Raw genomic sequence first — 17,501 nt, 5'->3', positions numbered from 1 at the left:
AGATTTGCCTGGCGGCTTTAGCGCGGTGGTCCCACCTGACCCCATGCCGAACTCAGAAGTGAAACGCCGTAGCGCCGATGGTAGTGTGGGGCCTCCCCATGCGAGAGTAGGGAACTGCCAGGCATCATATAAGTGAAGAAGCCCCGCACGAAAGTGCGGGGCTTTTTTACGTCTGAATTTTGTTCTTTTAAGCAGAAATATTGACCATAACCCCGTTTTCTGCAGCCCTCATTACCTCATATGGACTTACAAAATTGCCAGCAACCCGCTGATTTTTCGATAATTGGCGATGTGGCTCACAATATTCATCTCAGATTACCCCGCCTTTACCTCCGGTAGACTTAAATGCTTTACTCAATCCTTTAAACGCTGTTGATCAGCAAGGAACAGAGGTAAGGCATGACAACAACAAATAATAATATTCAACCGGATGATACCAGGAAACGCATCTGGGCCATCGTTGGCGCGTCATCGGGCAACCTGGTCGAGTGGTTCGACTTCTATGTCTATTCATTCTTCTCGCTCTACTTTGCGCACATATTCTTCCCGCAGGGCGATACCACCACGCAGTTGTTACAGACGGCGGGCGTTTTTGCGGCAGGATTTCTGATGCGTCCGATTGGTGGCTGGCTGTTCGGCTATATCGGAGATAAACATGGTCGAAAAAATTCGATGCTGGTTTCGGTATGCATGATGTGTTTCGGGTCACTGGTTATTGCCTGCCTGCCTGGTTACGCAACGATCGGCGTGGCGGCTCCCATCATTCTGCTGCTGGCGCGTATGTTTCAGGGATTATCGGTGGGGGGAGAATATGGGACCAGCGCAACCTACATGAGCGAAGTGGCTCTGGAAGGACGTAAAGGATTCTATGCCTCATTCCAGTATGTCACGCTGATTGGTGGTCAGTTAGCGGCGGTACTGACCGTAGTGGTGCTGCAATTCCTGCTTACTGATGCAGAACTGCGCAGCTGGGGCTGGCGAATTCCGTTCTTCCTCGGCGCACTGCTCGCGGTTGTCGCATTGTGGCTACGACGCTCTCTGGAAGAAACATCAGACAAGACCAGCCGCGAACATCGTGATGCGGGAAGCGTAATCGGATTGCTGCGCAATCATACCCGTCCTTTCCTGATGGTGCTGGGTTTCACCGCGGGCGGTTCTTTGAGTTTTTATACCTTCACCACCTACATGCAGAAGTATCTGGTTAACACGTCGGGTATGGATCCTAAAACGGCTAGCGGGCTGATGACCGGTGCGCTGCTGGTCTTTATGCTAATTCAGCCGATTATCGGTGCCCTGTCAGATAAAATTGGTCGTCGCACGTCGATGATGATCTTTGGCGCAGGTGCGGCGATCTGTACGGTGCCAATTCTGACCCTGCTGCAAAACGTGCAGAGTCCCGGCGTGGCTTTCCTGTTGATTATGCTGGCCTTGCTGGTCACCAGCTTCTACACAGCCATCAGCGGCATTCTTAAAGCCGAAATGTTCCCGCCACAGGTACGCGCACTGGGTGTCGGGCTCTCTTATGCGGTAGCGAATGCGCTGTTTGGTGGTTCGGCAGAGTATGTAGCGCTGCTGATGAAGAAGCAGGGGATCGAGACCACCTTCTTCTGGTATGTCTCTGCGATGGGGGCGGTGGCGTTTCTGGTGTCACTATTGCTGCACAAGCGTGGTAAGGGGATAAAGCTTTAAAACAGCTACTGACTCAGATTCCACAGGGCAATGCCGCTGGCTGCACCGGCGGCATCCCACGCGAAATCTTTCCAGCTCCAGCCATTCGGGCGGCTGTCATACCACTCTTTTCCCGCCCCAGGACTTAACGAAACAACAGCACAACAGTAGCCCACTTCGCCTAATGGATGCCTTCTGACAGGCGGTGATTAAAGAATACGGCTGATCAGGCGGTCGATACGTATCCGGCGCAGGCGGCGAATGAGCTTCCGCACCTTGGCCGGATAATCAGCAATACTTTCAAGCTCACGGAAATGCGTCACCACCGTGGTGTGCTGGCGGATTAACGTCAGCTCTTTTTCACGCTGCACTGCTAACTGCTGATGAGGATCGTGGATCAGTACCGCATTTTCCAGGTCGAGTCGCCATGCGCGTGGATTGAGGTTATTACCGGTAATCAGCTGCCATTCATCATCGACCCACATCCCTTTAAGGTGATAACTGTTCTCGCCATCCTTCCATAGTCTTACGACTAACTGGCCGGTTGTAACGTAGTAGTGCAAACGGCTCAGGAAGCGGCGCAGATTGATTTCATACAGATATGGCAGTGCGCCGATAATTTTGAACGGCTGGTCGGGCGCAATATAGAAATCATTGGCTGTTTTATCACCGACGATAATCTCGACCTGTTTCCCCTGGCGCAGCAGGTTAATGATATTACGCACCAGCAAGGCGGGCAGGTTGAAGTAGGGAGTACAGATAATCAGCTTCTGTTCTGCACAGGGCATCAGGTGAAAAATGGTTTTATTAAGCAGGCTATGCTTACCCAGACCGACCAACGGCGTGACCGCCAGTTCATCGTTGCCGGCATTCCCCTCAAACTGATAATTGAAGCCACGCAGATCCTGACGGAACTGGCGCGTCTCATTTTTAATTTCAGGGCTGGAAGGGCGCTCAGCGAAATCGAGCCGGTTAACCGCTTCTGCTGGCTTCAGATTGAGCGTAATCCAGTCATACATGGTATCGGTCAGCTGCGGATTACGGATAACCTGGTAGCGATCATAGCGATACTTGTCATGCTGATGCAGGTAAACATCATTGATGCTGGCACCGCTGTAGAGCAGGGTATCATCAATAATGAAACCTTTAAGATGGAGTACACCCAGGGCTTCACGTGTATTAACCGGGATACCATAAACCGGGATGGCAATATCGGCATAACGCGTCGCCATTTCGCAATACCAGTCGGCATTGGTTACGCCTCGCGCTGCGCCAATTCGCCCACGCTGCGCACGATGCCAGTCTACCAGGATCGAGATATCGAGCTCCGGTCGCGCCTGCTTAGCATGATAAAGCGCATCCATGACGGCACGTCCGGCGTCATCGTTTTCCAGATAGAGCGCAACGATACAGATGCGGGTCTGCGCTGCCGCAATCTTCTCCAGCAACGTCTGACGAAATTCGGCAGGCGAGTAAAGTGTCGACATATCCGCAACGGATTGTGACAGTTTCGGCAGCTCTGCGAGGTGTTGTTGGTGTTTATTACGTTTAAATTTAGACAACATCACAGTGCATTTCTTCTCTGTTCATTGCATGGCCTTTTGCCATCAAATCAGGGTTATAACCATAAATAATAACATCAACTCCGTCGATTCGAACGTTTTTTACCTTTCTCTACAAGGTTAGTTGATCTCATTCTGTAAAGATAATTTCAGGCTGACAATACCGTCATCCAGTTGAATATCAACATGAAAGTTGAGTTTTCGGGCCAGGGTAATCATGCCGCGGTTATGGGGCATGGTGATACCGTTCAATTGTTGCAAGCCGTGATGTCGGGTGTAGCGGATCATCTTTTCCAGCAGACGACGACCCATGCCTAACCCTTTCAGGTCCGAACGGACCAGCACTGAAAACTCCGCATCAATGTTATCAGCGTCCGAGATCGCGCGGGTGACGCCAATGATCTCGGGGTGTCCGTAATGCTGACGGACCGCCACAATAGCCATCTCGCGGTCATAATCGATCTGCGTCATATTGGCGAGGTCATCATGCGTGAACTCATTGATCTCACTGAAGTAGCGGTAGTAAAGATCCTCTTTGGTAACCTGGCTGATAAAATCGCGCAGTAAAGGTTCATCCTCTGGCAGGATTGGGCGGAACAGGCAGAATTGCCCATCTTTTAACTCTACCTGTTCTTCCAGATGCTGCGGATAAGGGCGAATGGCCAGCCTTGCTTCGTTATCGCCGTGGAACGGGGCCAGCGTCAGGGTGACGTCCAGCAGGGTAAAATCATTGCCCGCCACCAGTAGCGGGTGAATATCCAGTCGCTGGATCTCCGGGCAATCCACCACCAGATCAGAGACCTGCACCAGCAGCTGGCTTAAACCCGCAATATCCAGCGGATTAAGGGCGCTGCGGCTGCGGATTTTTCCACTCTTGATGGCCTGAATGACCAGATAGCGTGCCAGCGTCATATTTAGCGGGGGGAGGGCAACGGCAGCCTGTTTATCAGCCTGCCATTCAACGCCGCCTTCACCCAGCATAATGAGTGGGCCAAACAGTGCATCCTGTTCGACCACGACCCGCAATTCCTGCGCGCCCGCCCGGCTGGCCATGCTCTGAACCAGCAGTCCCTCGATACGTGCCTGAGGCAGCGTCTGCTTTACCCGATCAAAAATGGCTTCGGCGGCACGCTCCACTTCACTGGCATTACGCAGGTAGAGCATTACACCCTGAACCTCTGATTTATGGGCGATATCGGGTGAACGCAGCTTCAGCGCCACCGGATAGCCAATCTGATCGGCAATGGTAACCGCTGCCGCGCTGTCACTGGCGATCCAGGTTGGCAGTGTGGCCAGTCCATAAGCCTGCAGCACCGGCTGAACCTCGTGAGTGTCCAGTGAGGTAATGCCGCGCGCCAGCGCCTGTGAGAGCAGCTGGTGAGCATGTGCACTATCCTGGTTCAGCGTGACGGGCAGGGCAGGCGTTTCGCGTAGCTGCTTCTGATTACGCCGGTACTCAACCTGATGCATAAAGGCGGTGACGGTGCCTTCCGGCGTGCGCCAGGTCGGTATACCTGCCTGCGTAAAGGCACGACGCGCAGCCTGTGAAGAGAATTCGCCGCTCCAGTTAGTCAGCAGCGTTACCAGCTTACCGCGCGGGTGGCGGGCCACGGTATCGATCAGATGTGCGGCTGTTTCAGTCGCGGGTGCGACCGCGCTTGGCGCATGAATAATCATTAAGGCATCAAGTTCATGGCTGTCGAGGAGGATCTCCACACAGGCAGCGTAGCGCTCAGCTGTGGCGTCATCTTTTAAATCCAGCGGATTTCCGCGACCTGCACCGGCAGGCAAAATAGCCTCAAGCTGCTGACGCGTTTCCTCGCTGAGCTGCGCCAGTTTCCCATTACGGGCGTAAAGCTCATCCAGCGCCAGCGCAGCGGGCGCAGCACCATTACTGATGATCATCAGCCTGTCGCCGCGCAGCGGCCGCATATGGCTCAGCGACTCAACAGCGGAGAACAGCTCATGCGTGTCCTGCACACGCAGTAACCCGGCGCGCTGAATGGCCGCATCCCAGGCAGCGTCCAGACCACTGTGGGTGCCAAGCAGCGCCTGTGCTTCACGGCTGCGACCACTCTTGATGACCAGAATCGGTTTATTACGTGAGGCGCTGCGTGAGGCGGAAACAAAACGACGCGCATCGCTGAGGTGCTCAAGATAGAGCAGGATGGCGCTGGTCTTGCCGTCGCGTGCCAGAAAGTCGAGCAGGTCATCGACATCGGTATCCAGACTGTCACCCAGCGCGATAAACCAGGAGAAGCCGAGATTACGCTGCTGCGCCCAGTCGAGAATCGTATTAGAGACGGCAGCGGACTGAGAGATAAACGCGATACGGCCTTTCTCTATCGGCACGGGCGAGAAGCTGGCATTGAGTCCCTGCCAGGGTGCCAGCAGGCCAAGGCTGTTTGGTCCCAGCAGACGTATCTGCCACTGGCTGGCACAGGCTTTGAGTTCAGCCGACTGGCTGGCGGGTGCGGAGAGGATAATGCAGGCTTTACAGCCTTTCTCGCCGAGCTGTTGCAGCAACTCGAGGTTACGCTTTGAGTGAGTGCAGATTACCGCCAGGTCTGGCGCGAAAGGTAAGCTGTCGATGGTGGGCCAGGCGAGTACGCCGCTGACCGCTTTATATTTTGGCGTCACCGGCAGTACCGGTCCGCTAAAACCGCCCGCCAGCAGGTTACGCATCATAAAGTAGCCAGCACGCCCGGGCGTAACCGAGGCACCAATCACCGCAATTGATTTAGGTCGTAATAGCGCTTCCAGTCCGCGTTGGCTCATCTCGCCCTCCAGAGATCGGGATTTGCGTGATTGTAAACGCTTTTTGCTGGCCGTGCTTCCGGGCAGATCGCAGGCTGAACATCCGGATCCTGGAAACTGTCAGGGCAGGCTCACACCAGCCAGCCGGAGAGAGATACGGTTAAGCCTGTCCAGCGTGATGCGGTTTTCCTGCCAGGTAAGCCGTGCGGAACCGATCGAAATGGTGAGATAACGCCTCTGCCGCCAGCCAATCGCCCGCCTGTGCCAGTAGCGCCGTCGCCACTTCAGCGGTGCAGTGCTGACCTTCGCCGTGGGCTTCACGCAGCGTATAGCGCGAAGGCGTACTGACATCCAGCGACATCACTGGCAGGGCGTCGAGCCAGGGACTTTTGCGAAACATCTTGCGTGCTTCGGTCCAGGTGCCATCCAGCATAATAAACAGCGGCGGCTTGCCGCTGGCCGGCGGCGTTGTCAGCACTTCACGACCAGGATCGGCATAAGCGGCCGGAAAGACCACCAGCGGCTGATAATCGGGATTGCGCACGGCCGCCAGCAGCAGCGGATCCGGCTCGGTGCGTGACCAGCCAAATGCCTGGGTATCCGGCAAAATATCGGCAATCAGACGGCCGGTGTTGCTCGGCTTCATTGGCTCGGTATCAAACATCACCAGGCAGAAGCGACTCCGGGCAGACTGCGGTGCAATCTGGCTGCAGAGACAGTTGGCCTCTGGCAGCAGGCAGCCCTGGCAGCGAATCACCCGATTCCCCCGAGCGAGGAAGGGACGGGTGGCACGGGCCAGGCGTTGGGTGCGCAAGCGCAAAACGGCATTATCAGACATGAGTATTCAGGGCAGGAAAAACGTCAGTGTAATCGAAGCGCAGATGAAAAGGAAAAGGCCAGACTGGCTGGCCTTTGAAGTTTAAAGTGATTCGTCGAGCCATTCGTTAAACGGCGCTTTGGGCATAGCACCGTTCAGCATGTCTACCCGCTCGCCATTTTTAAACAGCATGATGGTCGGGATACTGCGAATGTTGAAACGGGCGCTCAGGGCCGGTTCTGCTTCAGTGTTCACTTTAATAAAGCGGACCTTGCCGCTGCGTTCACTGGCGACATCTTTAAACACGGGCGCAAAATTGACGCAGGGACCGCACCAGGGTGCCCAGAAATCGATCACCACCGGCAGATCATCCTGCAGATATTTGTCAAAGTTGGCGCTGGTGGCATTCACCACTTCGCCATCGAACAGCTCATTTCCACAGCGACCACATTTCGCCACGTCGGCAAGGCGTTCGTCAGGAACGCGATTGGTTGCCTGACAGGAAGCGCATACCGTATTCATAAGAACCTCTGATGTTGAAAAGTGTCAGTCTGGTAATAGTTGTTCATTATGGAAGGGGGGGGATTTTCGCTCAATCTGGATTGCTCTATAGGTTCAATAGTTGATAGCTAAGCGCCAGCACATCAGGTAATCTGCGCGCTCTGAATGCAGGAGGAAGAGATGAACGACGAATATAAAGGCAAGAGCGGCAAAGTTAAGGTGATGTACGTGCGTGGCGAGGACGATAAAAGCGCGCGCGCGCCGAATCCTCGTACAGGCAAAGGTGGTCACTCTGCTGCCCGCCAGGATGATAATCGTCGTTCATCTGGCCCCCGCTCTGAACGCAGTCAGGAAGGCGGTCGCTCCGCTGGTCGTCGCAGTGACGACACCGGTCGCAGCAGTTCACCGCGTCGTGATGAAGGCGGACGTGGCGCACCACGCCGTTCAGACGATGGCGCAGGTCGCCGCAACGATCGTGGCGATGACAGCCGCGGTGCCTATGGCAGCAGCGACTCCCCGTGGCGCACCGTGTCACGCGCACCATCCGCCGATCGTGCGTCATCGCCTGAGAGCGATAAGCCGGATCACGGCGGCATCAGTGGCAAGAGCTTCGTTGATCCTGAGCAGATTCGTCGTCAGCGTAACGAAGAGACACGCGTCTATGGCGAAAACGCCTGCCAGGCGCTGTTCCAGAGCCGTCCGGAAGCGATTGTTCGCGCCTGGTTCGTGCAGGAAGTCACACCACGTTTTCGCGAAGCGCTGCGCTGGCTGGCCGCTAACCGCAAAGCCTATCATGTGGTTGAAGATGCTGAGATCACCAAAGCGTCAGGTACTGAACATCATGGTGGCGTCTGCTTCCTGATCAAAAAGCGTATGGGCATGGCGGTGTCTGAATGGCTGAGCCAGGCGAATACGAAAGATTGCGTACTGGCACTGGAAGATGTCAGCAACCCGCATAACCTCGGTGCGATTATGCGCAGCTGCGCGCACTTTGGCGTAAAAGGTTTGCTGGTGAATGATGCTTCACTGCTGGAGTCAGGTGCAGCCGTGCGTACCGCAGAAGGCGGCGCTGAGCATGTGCAGGCGATTAGCGGCGCAACCTTCAGTGAAGGTCTGGAAGCGTTCCGTAAAGCGGGTTACACCATCGTGACCACCTCCAGCCATCAGGGCACGCCGCTGGCGCAGGCTCAGCTGCCGGAGAAAATGGTGCTGGTGTTAGGCCAGGAGCGTGAAGGTCTTTCTGACACCGCGTTCAAACAGGGTGACATGAGCCTGTCAATTGGCGGCACCGGTAACGTAGAAAGTCTCAACGTCTCAGTCGCAACCGGCGTACTGCTCGCCGAATGGTGGCGTCAGAACGCATAAAAAAACGGGCCGAAAGGCCCGTTTTGCTGTGTGACATCAGTGCGCACCGCCACCACCACCACCACCGCCTGCGCCAAACGGCGGGCGGGCAAACCAGATCAGCACCAGCAGGATTAAAAAGACCCCCGCCGACGCCCAGAAGATCTCATTCGCTGAAATAATCAGTCCCTGATTGGTAATCTGCTGTGCGATATAAGCTGATGCCTGCTGCTGCGTCATCCCCAGGCTTTCAAGCTGGCTATACATCTGCTGTGAATTAACGTTGTACGGGGTAATCGACTCCGTCAGATAGCTATGATGCATCGACTCGCGGTTCGTCCACATGGTAGTGGTAATCGATGTTCCCACTGAACCGGCAAAGGTTCGCAGAAAGTTCGACAGGCTGGATGCGGCAGCCATGCGCTCCGGTGGCAGTCCCGACAGCGTAATGGTGGTCAGCGGCATAAAGAAACAGGCCACGGCAAAACCCTGAATAAACTGCGGCCAGGCTGAAGCACCAAAGTCCATCCCCGGTTCAAACGTATAAGCACGCCAGTAGAAGCAGACGGCATACATAATGAAGCTGAACGTAACCAGCCGCCGCATGTCGAGCTTATGGGCGAAGCGACCAATGATCGGCGACAGGATCACCGGCAAAATCCCCACCGGCGCAGATGCCAGACCTGCCCAGGTTGCGGTATACCCGTAAACCTCCTGCAGCAGCTGCGGCAACAGGACTATCGAGCCGAAGTAGAGCATATAAGCCAGGCTGATCGACAGGCAGCCGATGGTGAAGTTGCGCGACTTAAACAGCGACAGGTCAATGATCGGGTGATCGTCCGTCAGCTCCCACACCAGCAGGACTGACAGCGCAATCAGGGCCACGACCCCCAGCACGATAATCTCTGTCGAACTAAACCAGTCGAGCTCCTTTCCGCGATCCAGCATCACCTGCAGACAGCCGATTCCCACCACCAGCAGCACCAGCCCGACCATGTCGATCCGGCGGATTTCGGTTTTGGTTTCCCGGCCACGCAGGGTTTGCAGCGTCAGTATGACTACTGCCACACCAATCGGCACGTTGATAAAGAAGATCCAGCCCCAGTGATAGTTATCACTGATCCAGCCACCCAGTATCGGGCCACAGATCGGTGCCACGATCACTGTCATCGCCCACAGCGACAGCGCAACACTCCGTTTGGCCGGGGGATAATTGTTGAGCAGCAGACTTTGCGACAGCGGAATCAATGGACCCGCGACGATCCCCTGAATGACGCGGAAGAAGATCAGCATCTCCAGGCTATCTGACATGCCGCACGCCCAGGAGGCGATGGCAAACAGAATAGTCGACCAGGTGAAGAGCTTCACTTCACCAATGCGTTTTGCCAGCCAGCCGGTCAGGGGGATAGAAATCGCATTGGCGACGCCAAACGAGGTGATCACCCAGGTGCCCTGAGAGTTCGACGCCCCCAGATTCCCGGCAATGGTGGGGATAGCCACGTTGGCGATGGTCGAGTCCAGAACCTGCATGAACGTCGCCAGCGACAGCGCAATGGTCATCAGGACCAGCGGCATCCCTTCAAGCGGTTTTTGTGCCATTACAGCCTCCGCGTCATCATCCGGCGTTGGCGCGGACGATATCGGTGATCAGCTGATTGACCGGCGCAAGGTCAATCGCCAGAGCATTACTGCTGTAAGCGGCCTGCTGACGGGCGCTGGTGGCGAGCGCACTACCCTCTTTGCTGGTGGTGTCGATTTTAACCAGCGTGGAGAGGCCGATGCGCAGCGGATGTCTGGCGATATCGTCCTGATTCAGTTCGATACGAACCGGCAGACGCTGAACCACTTTAATCCAGTTACCGGTGGCGTTCTGTGCTGGCAGCAAAGAGAAGGCGCTGCCGGTGCCCATATCCAGACCCACGACTTTGCCCTGATAAACCACTTCGTCACCGTAGATGTCGGCGACCACGGTGGCAGGCTGACCGATACGGACACCTGCCAGCTGCGTCTCTTTGAAATTCGCATCGACCCACAGATTGGTGGCAGGTACGACAGCCAGCAACGGGGTGCTGGTAGAGATTTGCGAACCGACCTGTACGCTGCGACGGGAGACAAAGCCATCCATCGGGCTGCGGATTTCGGTGCGCTGCAGCGCCAGCCAGGCGTCACGCAGTTCAGCTGCGCTCTGTTGCACGGCAGGCTGATTTTCCAGCGAGGTGTTGAGGATCATCGCCTGATTGGCATTGTATTGCTGAATGGCCACGTCCAGCTGCGCTTTAGCCGTTGCAACGGCATCACGCGCGTGCTGCAACTCTTCACGGCCAATCAGGTTGGCTGCTCCTAACGGCTCACGGCGTTTCAGATCCGCCTCTGCCTGTGCCAGGGCGGTCTGCTGCAGCGTGATGCTGGCCTGATACTGTTTGCCATTGATCATCAGCTGATGTGTCTGACGCACGCTGGTGGCCAGAGCCGTCTGTGCTTTTTCAAACGCCTGCTCGGCATCGGTCTTATCGAGTGAAACCAGCACATCGCCTTTTTTGACGAAATCGGTATCTTCAAACCAGACCTTATTCACGCTACCGGAGACCTGGGCCATCACCTGCACCTGATTGCCCGCAACGTAGGCGTCATCGGTTTCCTGAAAATGGCGCAGGACCAGGAACCAGTAAACGCCCCAGGCAATACCAATCAGCACAAAGATCAGCGCCAGCACAATGAGCACACTTTTGCGCTTCTTCTTTTTGCTGGCTGACGGTTGCGGGCTTTGTGCTTCTGCCGTTGCACTCATGACTTTCTCCACATTTTCCATTTAGTCGGGCGACAGAACTCCTTTTCTGCCTGCGCCCGAGTCGAAAAAGCCAGCGACTGAGCGCTGGCCAGATAAAAAAGGAAGCTAAAATAACGATTCCGACAGGTGATTGTGTCGCACTTATTGCTATTAGCGGGACAGCGAGGCGATCAACTGATCTTCATCCATTTTATCAAGACGATTAAGCAACTTACGGGTGATACCTTCGAGCTGAGACTTCTCTTCGACTGACAGCGACGACCAGAGGTACTGCAGGCTCTGATGCTGAGGGGGTAACAACTGACGCAGGAACTCCATGCCTTTATCGGTCAGATGCAGATGCAGGCAGCGACGGTCGTGATCGCTTTCGCGACGCTCAATCCAGCCGCGCTTCTCCAGCTCATCAGCAATGCGCGTAGCATTGGTGCGTGAAGAGCCAAGGGCAGAGCTGAGCTCAGAAGGCTGGATACTGTGATTTTCCTGCGCATCCAGCGTAATCAGCGCCATAAACAGGGTCTCATTAATACCCTGTGCTTTCAGCATCTTATTGCGGTTGTCCAGCAGTTTACCCTGCATATGCATACAGAGACGCGTCAGAATAATTTCCTGCAACGGAAAATCCTTATGACGATTGGCACGGATGTTTAGCATCTGCTCAATGGGAGTAAACGAACTTTCCATTAAAAAAAACCTCACTAATTGCAACTTGTATAATAACTATGGTGACAGGCTAAGCGTAGTCACTTTTTAGCCGGCGATCGCTGACAGACTCGCACGCTGCACCATCAAAGGTATTCCAGGCCAGTCCCTGGCCCTGGGTCAAAAACCCGTACGCCCGGCGGCAGCCGCAGTGCCAGGACGTTATCAAAAAGGGGGCAAATTTATTAATATCGCGAGGAAAAATAACTGAAGTGAATAGGTTTGTTGCTAACCATAACAAACCTAACCATTTGTGACCAGAGCAATGCGTTGTCCGGATAGCCTTCAGTTGATTTTTTCCGGCTCAAAGCGCGATCCCTCTGCCCAAATCAGCAGATTAATCAGCGTCAGTAGCGCGCCAGCACCACAGACGCCATACCAGCCCCAAAGATGGTAAGCGGTAGCGGAGAGCAGCGAGCCCGCCGCACCGCCGATAAAGTAGCTGGTCATGTAACCGGCATTCAGACGGTTTCGCGCCTCCGGCATCTGCGCATAAATCACGCTCTGATTGGTTATATGGACAGCCTGCACCGCCAGATCCAGCAGCAGAATGCCGACGATCAGCGGCACAAGCTGCTCCGCACCCCACGCAATGGCGGCCCACGACAGCAGCATTAGCAGCAGACCCAGTCGGGTCGTCAGCTTCGCTTTACCTTTGTCGGCCAGTGAACCCGCCTGACGTGCGGCCAGCGCACCCGCAGCACCAACTAATCCCAGCAAGCCAATCTTGCCCTCAGAAAAATGATAAGGCGCGCCGGAGAGCAGAAAGGCCATTGAGGTCCAGAGCAGGCTGAAATTGGCAAAGGAGAGACAGCCGGTCCAGGCGCGTGTCCGGATCACCCGATTGCCTGCATACAGACGAAAGATGGAAGCCAGTAGTTGCGGATAGCTCATGGGCACTGACTGTTTTACGCGTGGCAACGATCGCCAAAGCGCCAGCGCCATAACCACCATCAGCAGACTGGCGGTCCAGTAGACCGTGCGCCAGCCGCCAATCTGCGCCAGGCCGCCTGCCACGGTACGTGCCAGCAGAATCCCCAACAGCAGACCGCTCATTACCGTTCCGACAATTTTACCGCGCCGCTCCGGCTCGGCTAGCGTGGCGGCCAGCGGTACCAGAATTTGTGCGGCGACCGAGAACAGGCCGGTCATGACCGTACCCAGCAGCAAAAAGAGGAACGCGTGCGACAGGGCGGTAATCACCATGCCCGCCGCAGCCAGCAGGATCATCGTCACAATCAGGCTGCGTCGTTCAAAGCGATCGCCCAGCGGCACCAGCAACAGCAGACCGCAGGCGTAGCCGAGTTGCGCCGTGGTGACAATAAACCCGGCGAGGCTCACAGAGAGATCAAACTGTTGGGCGATGGTATTGAGCAGTGGCTGAACGTAGTAATTACTGGCTACGCAGAGGCCGGTTGCTACCGACATCAGGACCACTAAAGCAGGCGTCAGCCCCTGACGAGTCGCATTCATAAACAGCATCGGTCGCTAATAATCATTTGAGGTTAATAATAACTCAAAAAACTATTTCACACGCATGATTATTAACAGGCCATACCAGTTATAACAAGAGGTTTAAACCATGGTGGAGGAGGTGTGCCCTGAGAAGGTTGTGGCAACTAACGGCTCAGGGCTTAACGTCTCACAGACAGCTCAGAAGTTTGAAGCGAAGGGAGCATACGCCTGTAGCAAAGCATCGCGGGCCATGGACTAAAACGCTAAGTGTTGGCCCGTTTACGGGCGCACCTCAGGAATGAGGTGCGTAATCGCCCGCGCTGAGCCACGCTTTAAAGGGCGTCGTTTGCGTCTTTGCAGAAGGCGTATGCTCCCTGAGCCAGCATCTTTATCAGCTGTCGCAGGTCGTCCCGACCATCAGAAATTCCAGTCTTCGTCTTCAGTTTCGACCGCTTTCCCCATCACATAGGAGGAGCCTGAGCCGGAGAAGAAGTCGTGGTTCTCGTCAGCGTTGGGTGACAGTGCCGACAGAATGGCCGGATTGACCGCCGTCAGCTCCGCCGGGAACAGTGCCTCGTAGCCCAGATTCATCAGCGCTTTGTTGGCGTTGTAGTGCAGGAAGGTTTTCACCTCTTCCACCCAACCGACATCACCATAGAGCGCTTCGGTGTAAGCGACTTCGTTCTCATACAGCGCCAGCAGCAGATCATAGGCAAACTGTTGCAGCTCTTCGCGACGCAAATCGTCAGCGGCGGCCAGCGCCTGCTGATATTTGTAGCCGATGTAGTAACCGTGCACCGCTTCATCACGGATAATCAGGCGAATCAGGTCTGCGGTATTGGTCAGCTTGCCGCGACTCGACCAGTACATCGGCAGCCAGAAGCCGGAATAGAACAGGAACGACTCCAGAAAGACGCTGGCGATCTTCTTCTTCAGCGGATCATCGGCGCGGTAGTGTTCCAGGATGATGCGCGCTTTGTTCTGCAGCGGCGCATTCTCTTCACTCCACTGGTAGGCGGCATCCACATCCTGCGTGTTACACAGGGTAGAGAAAATCGAACTGTAGGAGCGGGCATGTACCGCTTCCATAAAGCTGATATTCGACAGCACTGCCTCTTCGTGCGGGGTAATCGCATCCTCAATCAGTCCCGGCGCGCCGATCACGTTCTGGATGGTGTCGAGCAGCGTCAGGCCGGTAAAGACCCGGATAGTCAGCTGCTGCTGCTGTTTATCCAGCGTCTGCCAGCCGGGCAGATCGTTGGAGAGCGGCACCTTTTCCGGCAGCCAGAAGTTGCTGGTAAGACGGTTCCACACCTCAAGATCTTTATCATCCTGAATGCGGTTCCAGTTAATAGCCTGAATCTGTTTAAGTTTCATCGTTGTTATTACAGGGAGCAGGAAACGCAGCCCTGAACCTCCGTGCCCTGAAGCGCCATCTGACGCAGTCGAATGTAATAGAGCGTTTTGATCCCTTTTTTCCACGCGTAAATCTGCGCTTTGTTGATGTCACGGGTGGTGACGTCATCGCGGAAGAACAGCGTCAGCGACAGTCCCTGGTCGACGTGCTGCGTTGCTTCTGCGTAGGTATCAATAATCGCTTCCGGCCCAATCTGATACGCATCCTGATAGAGATGAAGATTCTCATTGGTCATAAATGGCGCGGGATAGTAGACGCGGCCGGTTTTGCCCTCTTTGCGGATCTCGATAGGGGAGACAATCGGATGGATGCTGGAGGTGGCGTGGTTGATGTAGGAGATAGAACCGGTCGGCGGAATAGCCTGCAGGTTCTGATTAAACAGCCCGTACTGCATCACCGCATCACGCAGTGCCTGCCAGTCCGCCTGAGTTGGCAGCGTCAGTCCGGCATCGGCAAACAGTTGAGCCACCCGTTCAGTACGCGGCAGCCACGCGCGCTGCAGATACTTATCGAAGTAGACGCCGCTGGCGTAGTCCGAATCCGCAAAGCCATCGAAGGTCTGCTGATGCTCCTGCGCCAGCTGATTAGAGGTGCGCAGCGCATAGTAGGTGATGCAATAGAAGTAGAGATTGGTGAAGTCCAGTGCTTCCGGCGAACCATAGGCGATCCCTTCACGGGCCAGATAGCCGTGCAGGTTCATCTGTCCCAGCCCAATGGCGTGCGAGCGGCGATTGCCTTCGGCGACGGAAGGCACTGAGCCGATCTCGCTCATCATCGACACCGACGTCAGGGCGCGAACGGCTACATTCACGGTACGCGCCAGATCGCGCGAATCCATGGCGTGCGCAATATTCAGTGAGCCGAGATTACAGGAGATATCTTTGCCGACCCGGCGATAGCTGAGATCGTCGTTGTACTCACTGGCGCTGTTCACCTGCAGGATCTCAGAGCAGAGGTTGCTCATATTGATGCGACCGGCAATCGGGTTGCTACGGTTCACGCTGTCCTCATACATGATGTAGGGATAGCCCGACTCAAACTGAATCTCGGCCAGCGTCTGGAAAAAGTCGCGTGGCTGAATATACGTTTTGCGGATGCGATCGTCGGCCAGCATCTCGTCATACTTTTCACTGATGCTGATATCGCCAAAGGCCTGGCCGTAGATCCGCTCCACGTCGTAGGGCGAGAACAGCGCCATCGGTTTGTTCTCTTTCGCCAGCTGGAAGGTGATATCGGGGATCACCACGCCCAGCGACAACGTTTTGATGCGGATCTTCTCGTCGGCGTTTTCGCGCCTGGTATCCAGAAAGCGGAAGATATCGGGATGGTGTGCATTGAGCCACACCGCGCCAGCGCCCTGACGTGCGCCAAGCTGATTCGCATAAGAGAAGGCATCTTCCAGCATTTTCATCACCGGGATCACGCCCGAAGACTGATTTTCTATGCGCTTAATCGGCGCGCCGGACTCTCGCAGGTTTGACAATAAAAAGGCGACGCCGCCGCCCCGTTTTGACAGCTGCAAAGCCGAATTCACGGCGCGACCAATCGACTCCATATTATCTTCGATACGCAACAGGAAGCAGGAGACCAGCTCACCGCGTTGCTGTTTGCCGCAGTTCAGAAAGGTGGGTGTGGCAGGCTGGAAACGGCCGCTCAGGATCTCCTCCAGCAGCGCCCGCGCCAGCGTTTCATCGCCCTGAGCCAGCGTCAGCGCCACCATGCAGGCGCGCTGTTCAAAGGTTTCCAGATAGCGTTTGCCGTCGAAGGTCTTCAGCGTGTAGCTGGTGTAGTACTTCCAGGCACCCAGAAAGGTTTTGAACTCAAATCCCCACGTCTCCGCCACCTCATGCAGCGCAAGCAGGAAATCGAAATCGTACTGGTTCAGCACCTCAGCTTCGTAATAGCTCTCCGCCACCAGATAGCGTAAACGCTCAGCATTGCTGGCGAAAGAAACCGTATTGGGCTGCACATGCTGGAGATAAAACTGCCGTGTCGCTTCGCGATCCTTGTCGAACTGGATGCGGCCCTCCGCGTCATAGAGGTTCAGCATGGCATTGAGAGCGTGATAATCGAGCGTCACGCCGTTGAGGGTATCTGTTGTTGCCAAAATTGGGTTACTCCCGCTTTAACGTTCGCAATATCGTCAGGCGTTCCCATCAGCTCGAAGCGGTAGAGGCAGGGCACCTGACATTTTTTTGCAATGATGCTGCCCGCCAGGCAGTAACCAGCACCGAAGTTACGGTTGCCTGCCGCGATCACGCCACGAATACCGCGTCGGTTCGCTTCATCATTAAGAAACTGAATTACCTGGCCGGGCACCGCACCGCGACTGCTGCCACCGCCATAGCTCGGCACCACCAGGATATAGGGATGGTCGACATGCAGCGCCTCCCGGGCATCCAGCGGGATGCGCCGGGCGGGCAGGCCGAGGCGTGTCACAAACCGGTGGGTGTTTTCCGACTGGCTGGAAAAATAGACCAGCGGGAACATGCG

13 protein-coding genes and 1 rRNA gene are annotated in these 17,501 nt (G+C 55.5%); 3 read left to right on the top strand and 11 right to left on the bottom strand.

Annotation, left to right across the window (positions count from 1 at the left end; translation table 11 throughout):
* The first annotated feature begins 7 nt into the window (after nt 1-7).
* Nucleotides 8-123, top strand: a 5S ribosomal RNA gene (gene rrf / locus F3I20_RS20565).
* Between the two features lie 276 nt (nt 124-399).
* Complete coding sequence (locus tag F3I20_RS20560; protein WP_150015520.1) at nt 400-1,689, top strand: MFS family transporter; 1,290 nt, start codon at nt 400-402, stop codon at nt 1,687-1,689.
* Nucleotides 1,690-1,877: 188 nt separating this feature from the next.
* Here the strand turns inward: F3I20_RS20560 and pssA are convergent, their stop codons facing one another.
* The 4 genes from pssA to trxC form a co-directional block, all read right to left on the bottom strand.
* Entirely contained in the window at nt 1,878-3,233 is a 1,356-nt protein-coding gene (gene pssA, locus F3I20_RS20555; protein ID WP_150019631.1) for a CDP-diacylglycerol--serine O-phosphatidyltransferase, read from the bottom strand.
* Nucleotides 3,234-3,350: 117 nt separating this feature from the next.
* On the bottom strand, nt 3,351-6,008 hold the full coding sequence (locus F3I20_RS20550; RefSeq protein WP_150019630.1) for a bifunctional acetate--CoA ligase family protein/GNAT family N-acetyltransferase: 2,658 nt from the start codon (nt 6,006-6,008) through the stop codon (nt 3,351-3,353).
* Between the two features lie 139 nt (nt 6,009-6,147).
* Nucleotides 6,148-6,825 carry a tRNA-uridine aminocarboxypropyltransferase gene (locus F3I20_RS20545; protein WP_150038453.1) on the bottom strand — a complete coding sequence of 226 codons (678 nt, stop codon included), beginning with the start codon at nt 6,823-6,825 and terminating at the stop codon, nt 6,148-6,150.
* An 81-nt stretch (nt 6,826-6,906) separates the two neighbouring features.
* Nucleotides 6,907-7,326: a thioredoxin TrxC gene (gene trxC, locus F3I20_RS20540; RefSeq protein WP_013358802.1), complete on the bottom strand. Its 420-nt coding sequence runs from the start codon at nt 7,324-7,326 to the stop codon at nt 6,907-6,909.
* Between the two features lie 159 nt (nt 7,327-7,485).
* Here trxC and F3I20_RS20535 point away from each other — a divergent pair, with 159 nt between their 5' ends.
* Nucleotides 7,486-8,670 carry a tRNA/rRNA methyltransferase gene (locus tag F3I20_RS20535; RefSeq protein WP_150015524.1) on the top strand — a complete coding sequence of 395 codons (1,185 nt, stop codon included), beginning with the start codon at nt 7,486-7,488 and terminating at the stop codon, nt 8,668-8,670.
* 36 nt (nt 8,671-8,706) lie between these two features.
* On the opposite strand, the gene emrB is transcribed toward F3I20_RS20535, so the two are convergent.
* The 7 genes from emrB to nrdI all read right to left on the bottom strand — a co-directional run bounded on the left by emrB (nt 8,707) and on the right by nrdI (nt 17,498).
* Complete coding sequence (gene emrB, locus F3I20_RS20530; protein ID WP_150015525.1) at nt 8,707-10,248, bottom strand: multidrug efflux MFS transporter permease subunit EmrB; 1,542 nt, start codon at nt 10,246-10,248, stop codon at nt 8,707-8,709.
* A gap of 16 nt (nt 10,249-10,264) precedes the next feature.
* Entirely contained in the window at nt 10,265-11,437 is a 1,173-nt protein-coding gene (gene emrA, locus F3I20_RS20525) for a multidrug efflux MFS transporter periplasmic adaptor subunit EmrA (protein WP_013358799.1), read from the bottom strand.
* 150 nt (nt 11,438-11,587) lie between these two features.
* Nucleotides 11,588-12,118, bottom strand: a complete 531-nt coding sequence (gene mprA / locus F3I20_RS20520) for a transcriptional repressor MprA (protein WP_150015526.1) — start codon at nt 12,116-12,118, stop codon at nt 11,588-11,590.
* A gap of 303 nt (nt 12,119-12,421) precedes the next feature.
* On the bottom strand, nt 12,422-13,609 hold the full coding sequence (locus F3I20_RS20515) for an MFS transporter (protein ID WP_150038451.1): 1,188 nt from the start codon (nt 13,607-13,609) through the stop codon (nt 12,422-12,424).
* 399 nt (nt 13,610-14,008) lie between these two features.
* A complete protein-coding gene (gene nrdF, locus F3I20_RS20510; RefSeq protein WP_150038449.1) occupies nt 14,009-14,968 on the bottom strand; it encodes a class 1b ribonucleoside-diphosphate reductase subunit beta in 960 nt (319 codons plus the stop codon).
* An 8-nt stretch (nt 14,969-14,976) separates the two neighbouring features.
* Entirely contained in the window at nt 14,977-17,115 is a 2,139-nt protein-coding gene (gene nrdE / locus F3I20_RS20505; RefSeq protein WP_150038447.1) for a class 1b ribonucleoside-diphosphate reductase subunit alpha, read from the bottom strand.
* Nucleotides 17,085-17,498 carry a class Ib ribonucleoside-diphosphate reductase assembly flavoprotein NrdI gene (nrdI, locus tag F3I20_RS20500; RefSeq protein ID WP_150015530.1) on the bottom strand — a complete coding sequence of 138 codons (414 nt, stop codon included), beginning with the start codon at nt 17,496-17,498 and terminating at the stop codon, nt 17,085-17,087. Before nrdI ends, nrdE begins: the two co-directional genes overlap by 31 nt.
* Between the last annotated feature and the right edge of the window lie 3 nt (nt 17,499-17,501).

Source organism: Candidatus Pantoea gossypiicola, from assembly GCF_008632075.1.
In the GTDB taxonomy this organism is placed as follows: domain Bacteria; phylum Pseudomonadota; class Gammaproteobacteria; order Enterobacterales; family Enterobacteriaceae; genus Pantoea; species Pantoea gossypiicola.
Note: the sequence above shows the minus strand (reverse complement) of the source record. Positions and strands in the feature narration are given on the sequence as shown.

Bases quoted from the DNA above. Each gene is read 5' to 3' on its own strand.
- F3I20_RS20560 (WP_150015520.1), top strand. From the start codon at position 400: ATGACAACAACAAATAATAATATTCAACCGGATGATACCAGGAAACGC.
- pssA (WP_150019631.1), bottom strand. From the start codon at position 3,233: ATGTTGTCTAAATTTAAACGTAATAAACACCAACAACACCTCGCAGAG.
- F3I20_RS20550 (WP_150019630.1), bottom strand. From the start codon at position 6,008: ATGAGCCAACGCGGACTGGAAGCGCTATTACGACCTAAATCAATTGCG.
- F3I20_RS20545 (WP_150038453.1), bottom strand. From the start codon at position 6,825: ATGTCTGATAATGCCGTTTTGCGCTTGCGCACCCAACGCCTGGCCCGT.
- trxC (WP_013358802.1), bottom strand. From the start codon at position 7,326: ATGAATACGGTATGCGCTTCCTGTCAGGCAACCAATCGCGTTCCTGAC.
- F3I20_RS20535 (WP_150015524.1), top strand. From the start codon at position 7,486: ATGAACGACGAATATAAAGGCAAGAGCGGCAAAGTTAAGGTGATGTAC.
- emrB (WP_150015525.1), bottom strand. From the start codon at position 10,248: ATGGCACAAAAACCGCTTGAAGGGATGCCGCTGGTCCTGATGACCATT.
- emrA (WP_013358799.1), bottom strand. From the start codon at position 11,437: ATGAGTGCAACGGCAGAAGCACAAAGCCCGCAACCGTCAGCCAGCAAA.
- mprA (WP_150015526.1), bottom strand. From the start codon at position 12,118: ATGGAAAGTTCGTTTACTCCCATTGAGCAGATGCTAAACATCCGTGCC.
- F3I20_RS20515 (WP_150038451.1), bottom strand. From the start codon at position 13,609: ATGAATGCGACTCGTCAGGGGCTGACGCCTGCTTTAGTGGTCCTGATG.
- nrdF (WP_150038449.1), bottom strand. From the start codon at position 14,968: ATGAAACTTAAACAGATTCAGGCTATTAACTGGAACCGCATTCAGGAT.
- nrdI (WP_150015530.1), bottom strand. From the start codon at position 17,498: ATGTTCCCGCTGGTCTATTTTTCCAGCCAGTCGGAAAACACCCACCGG.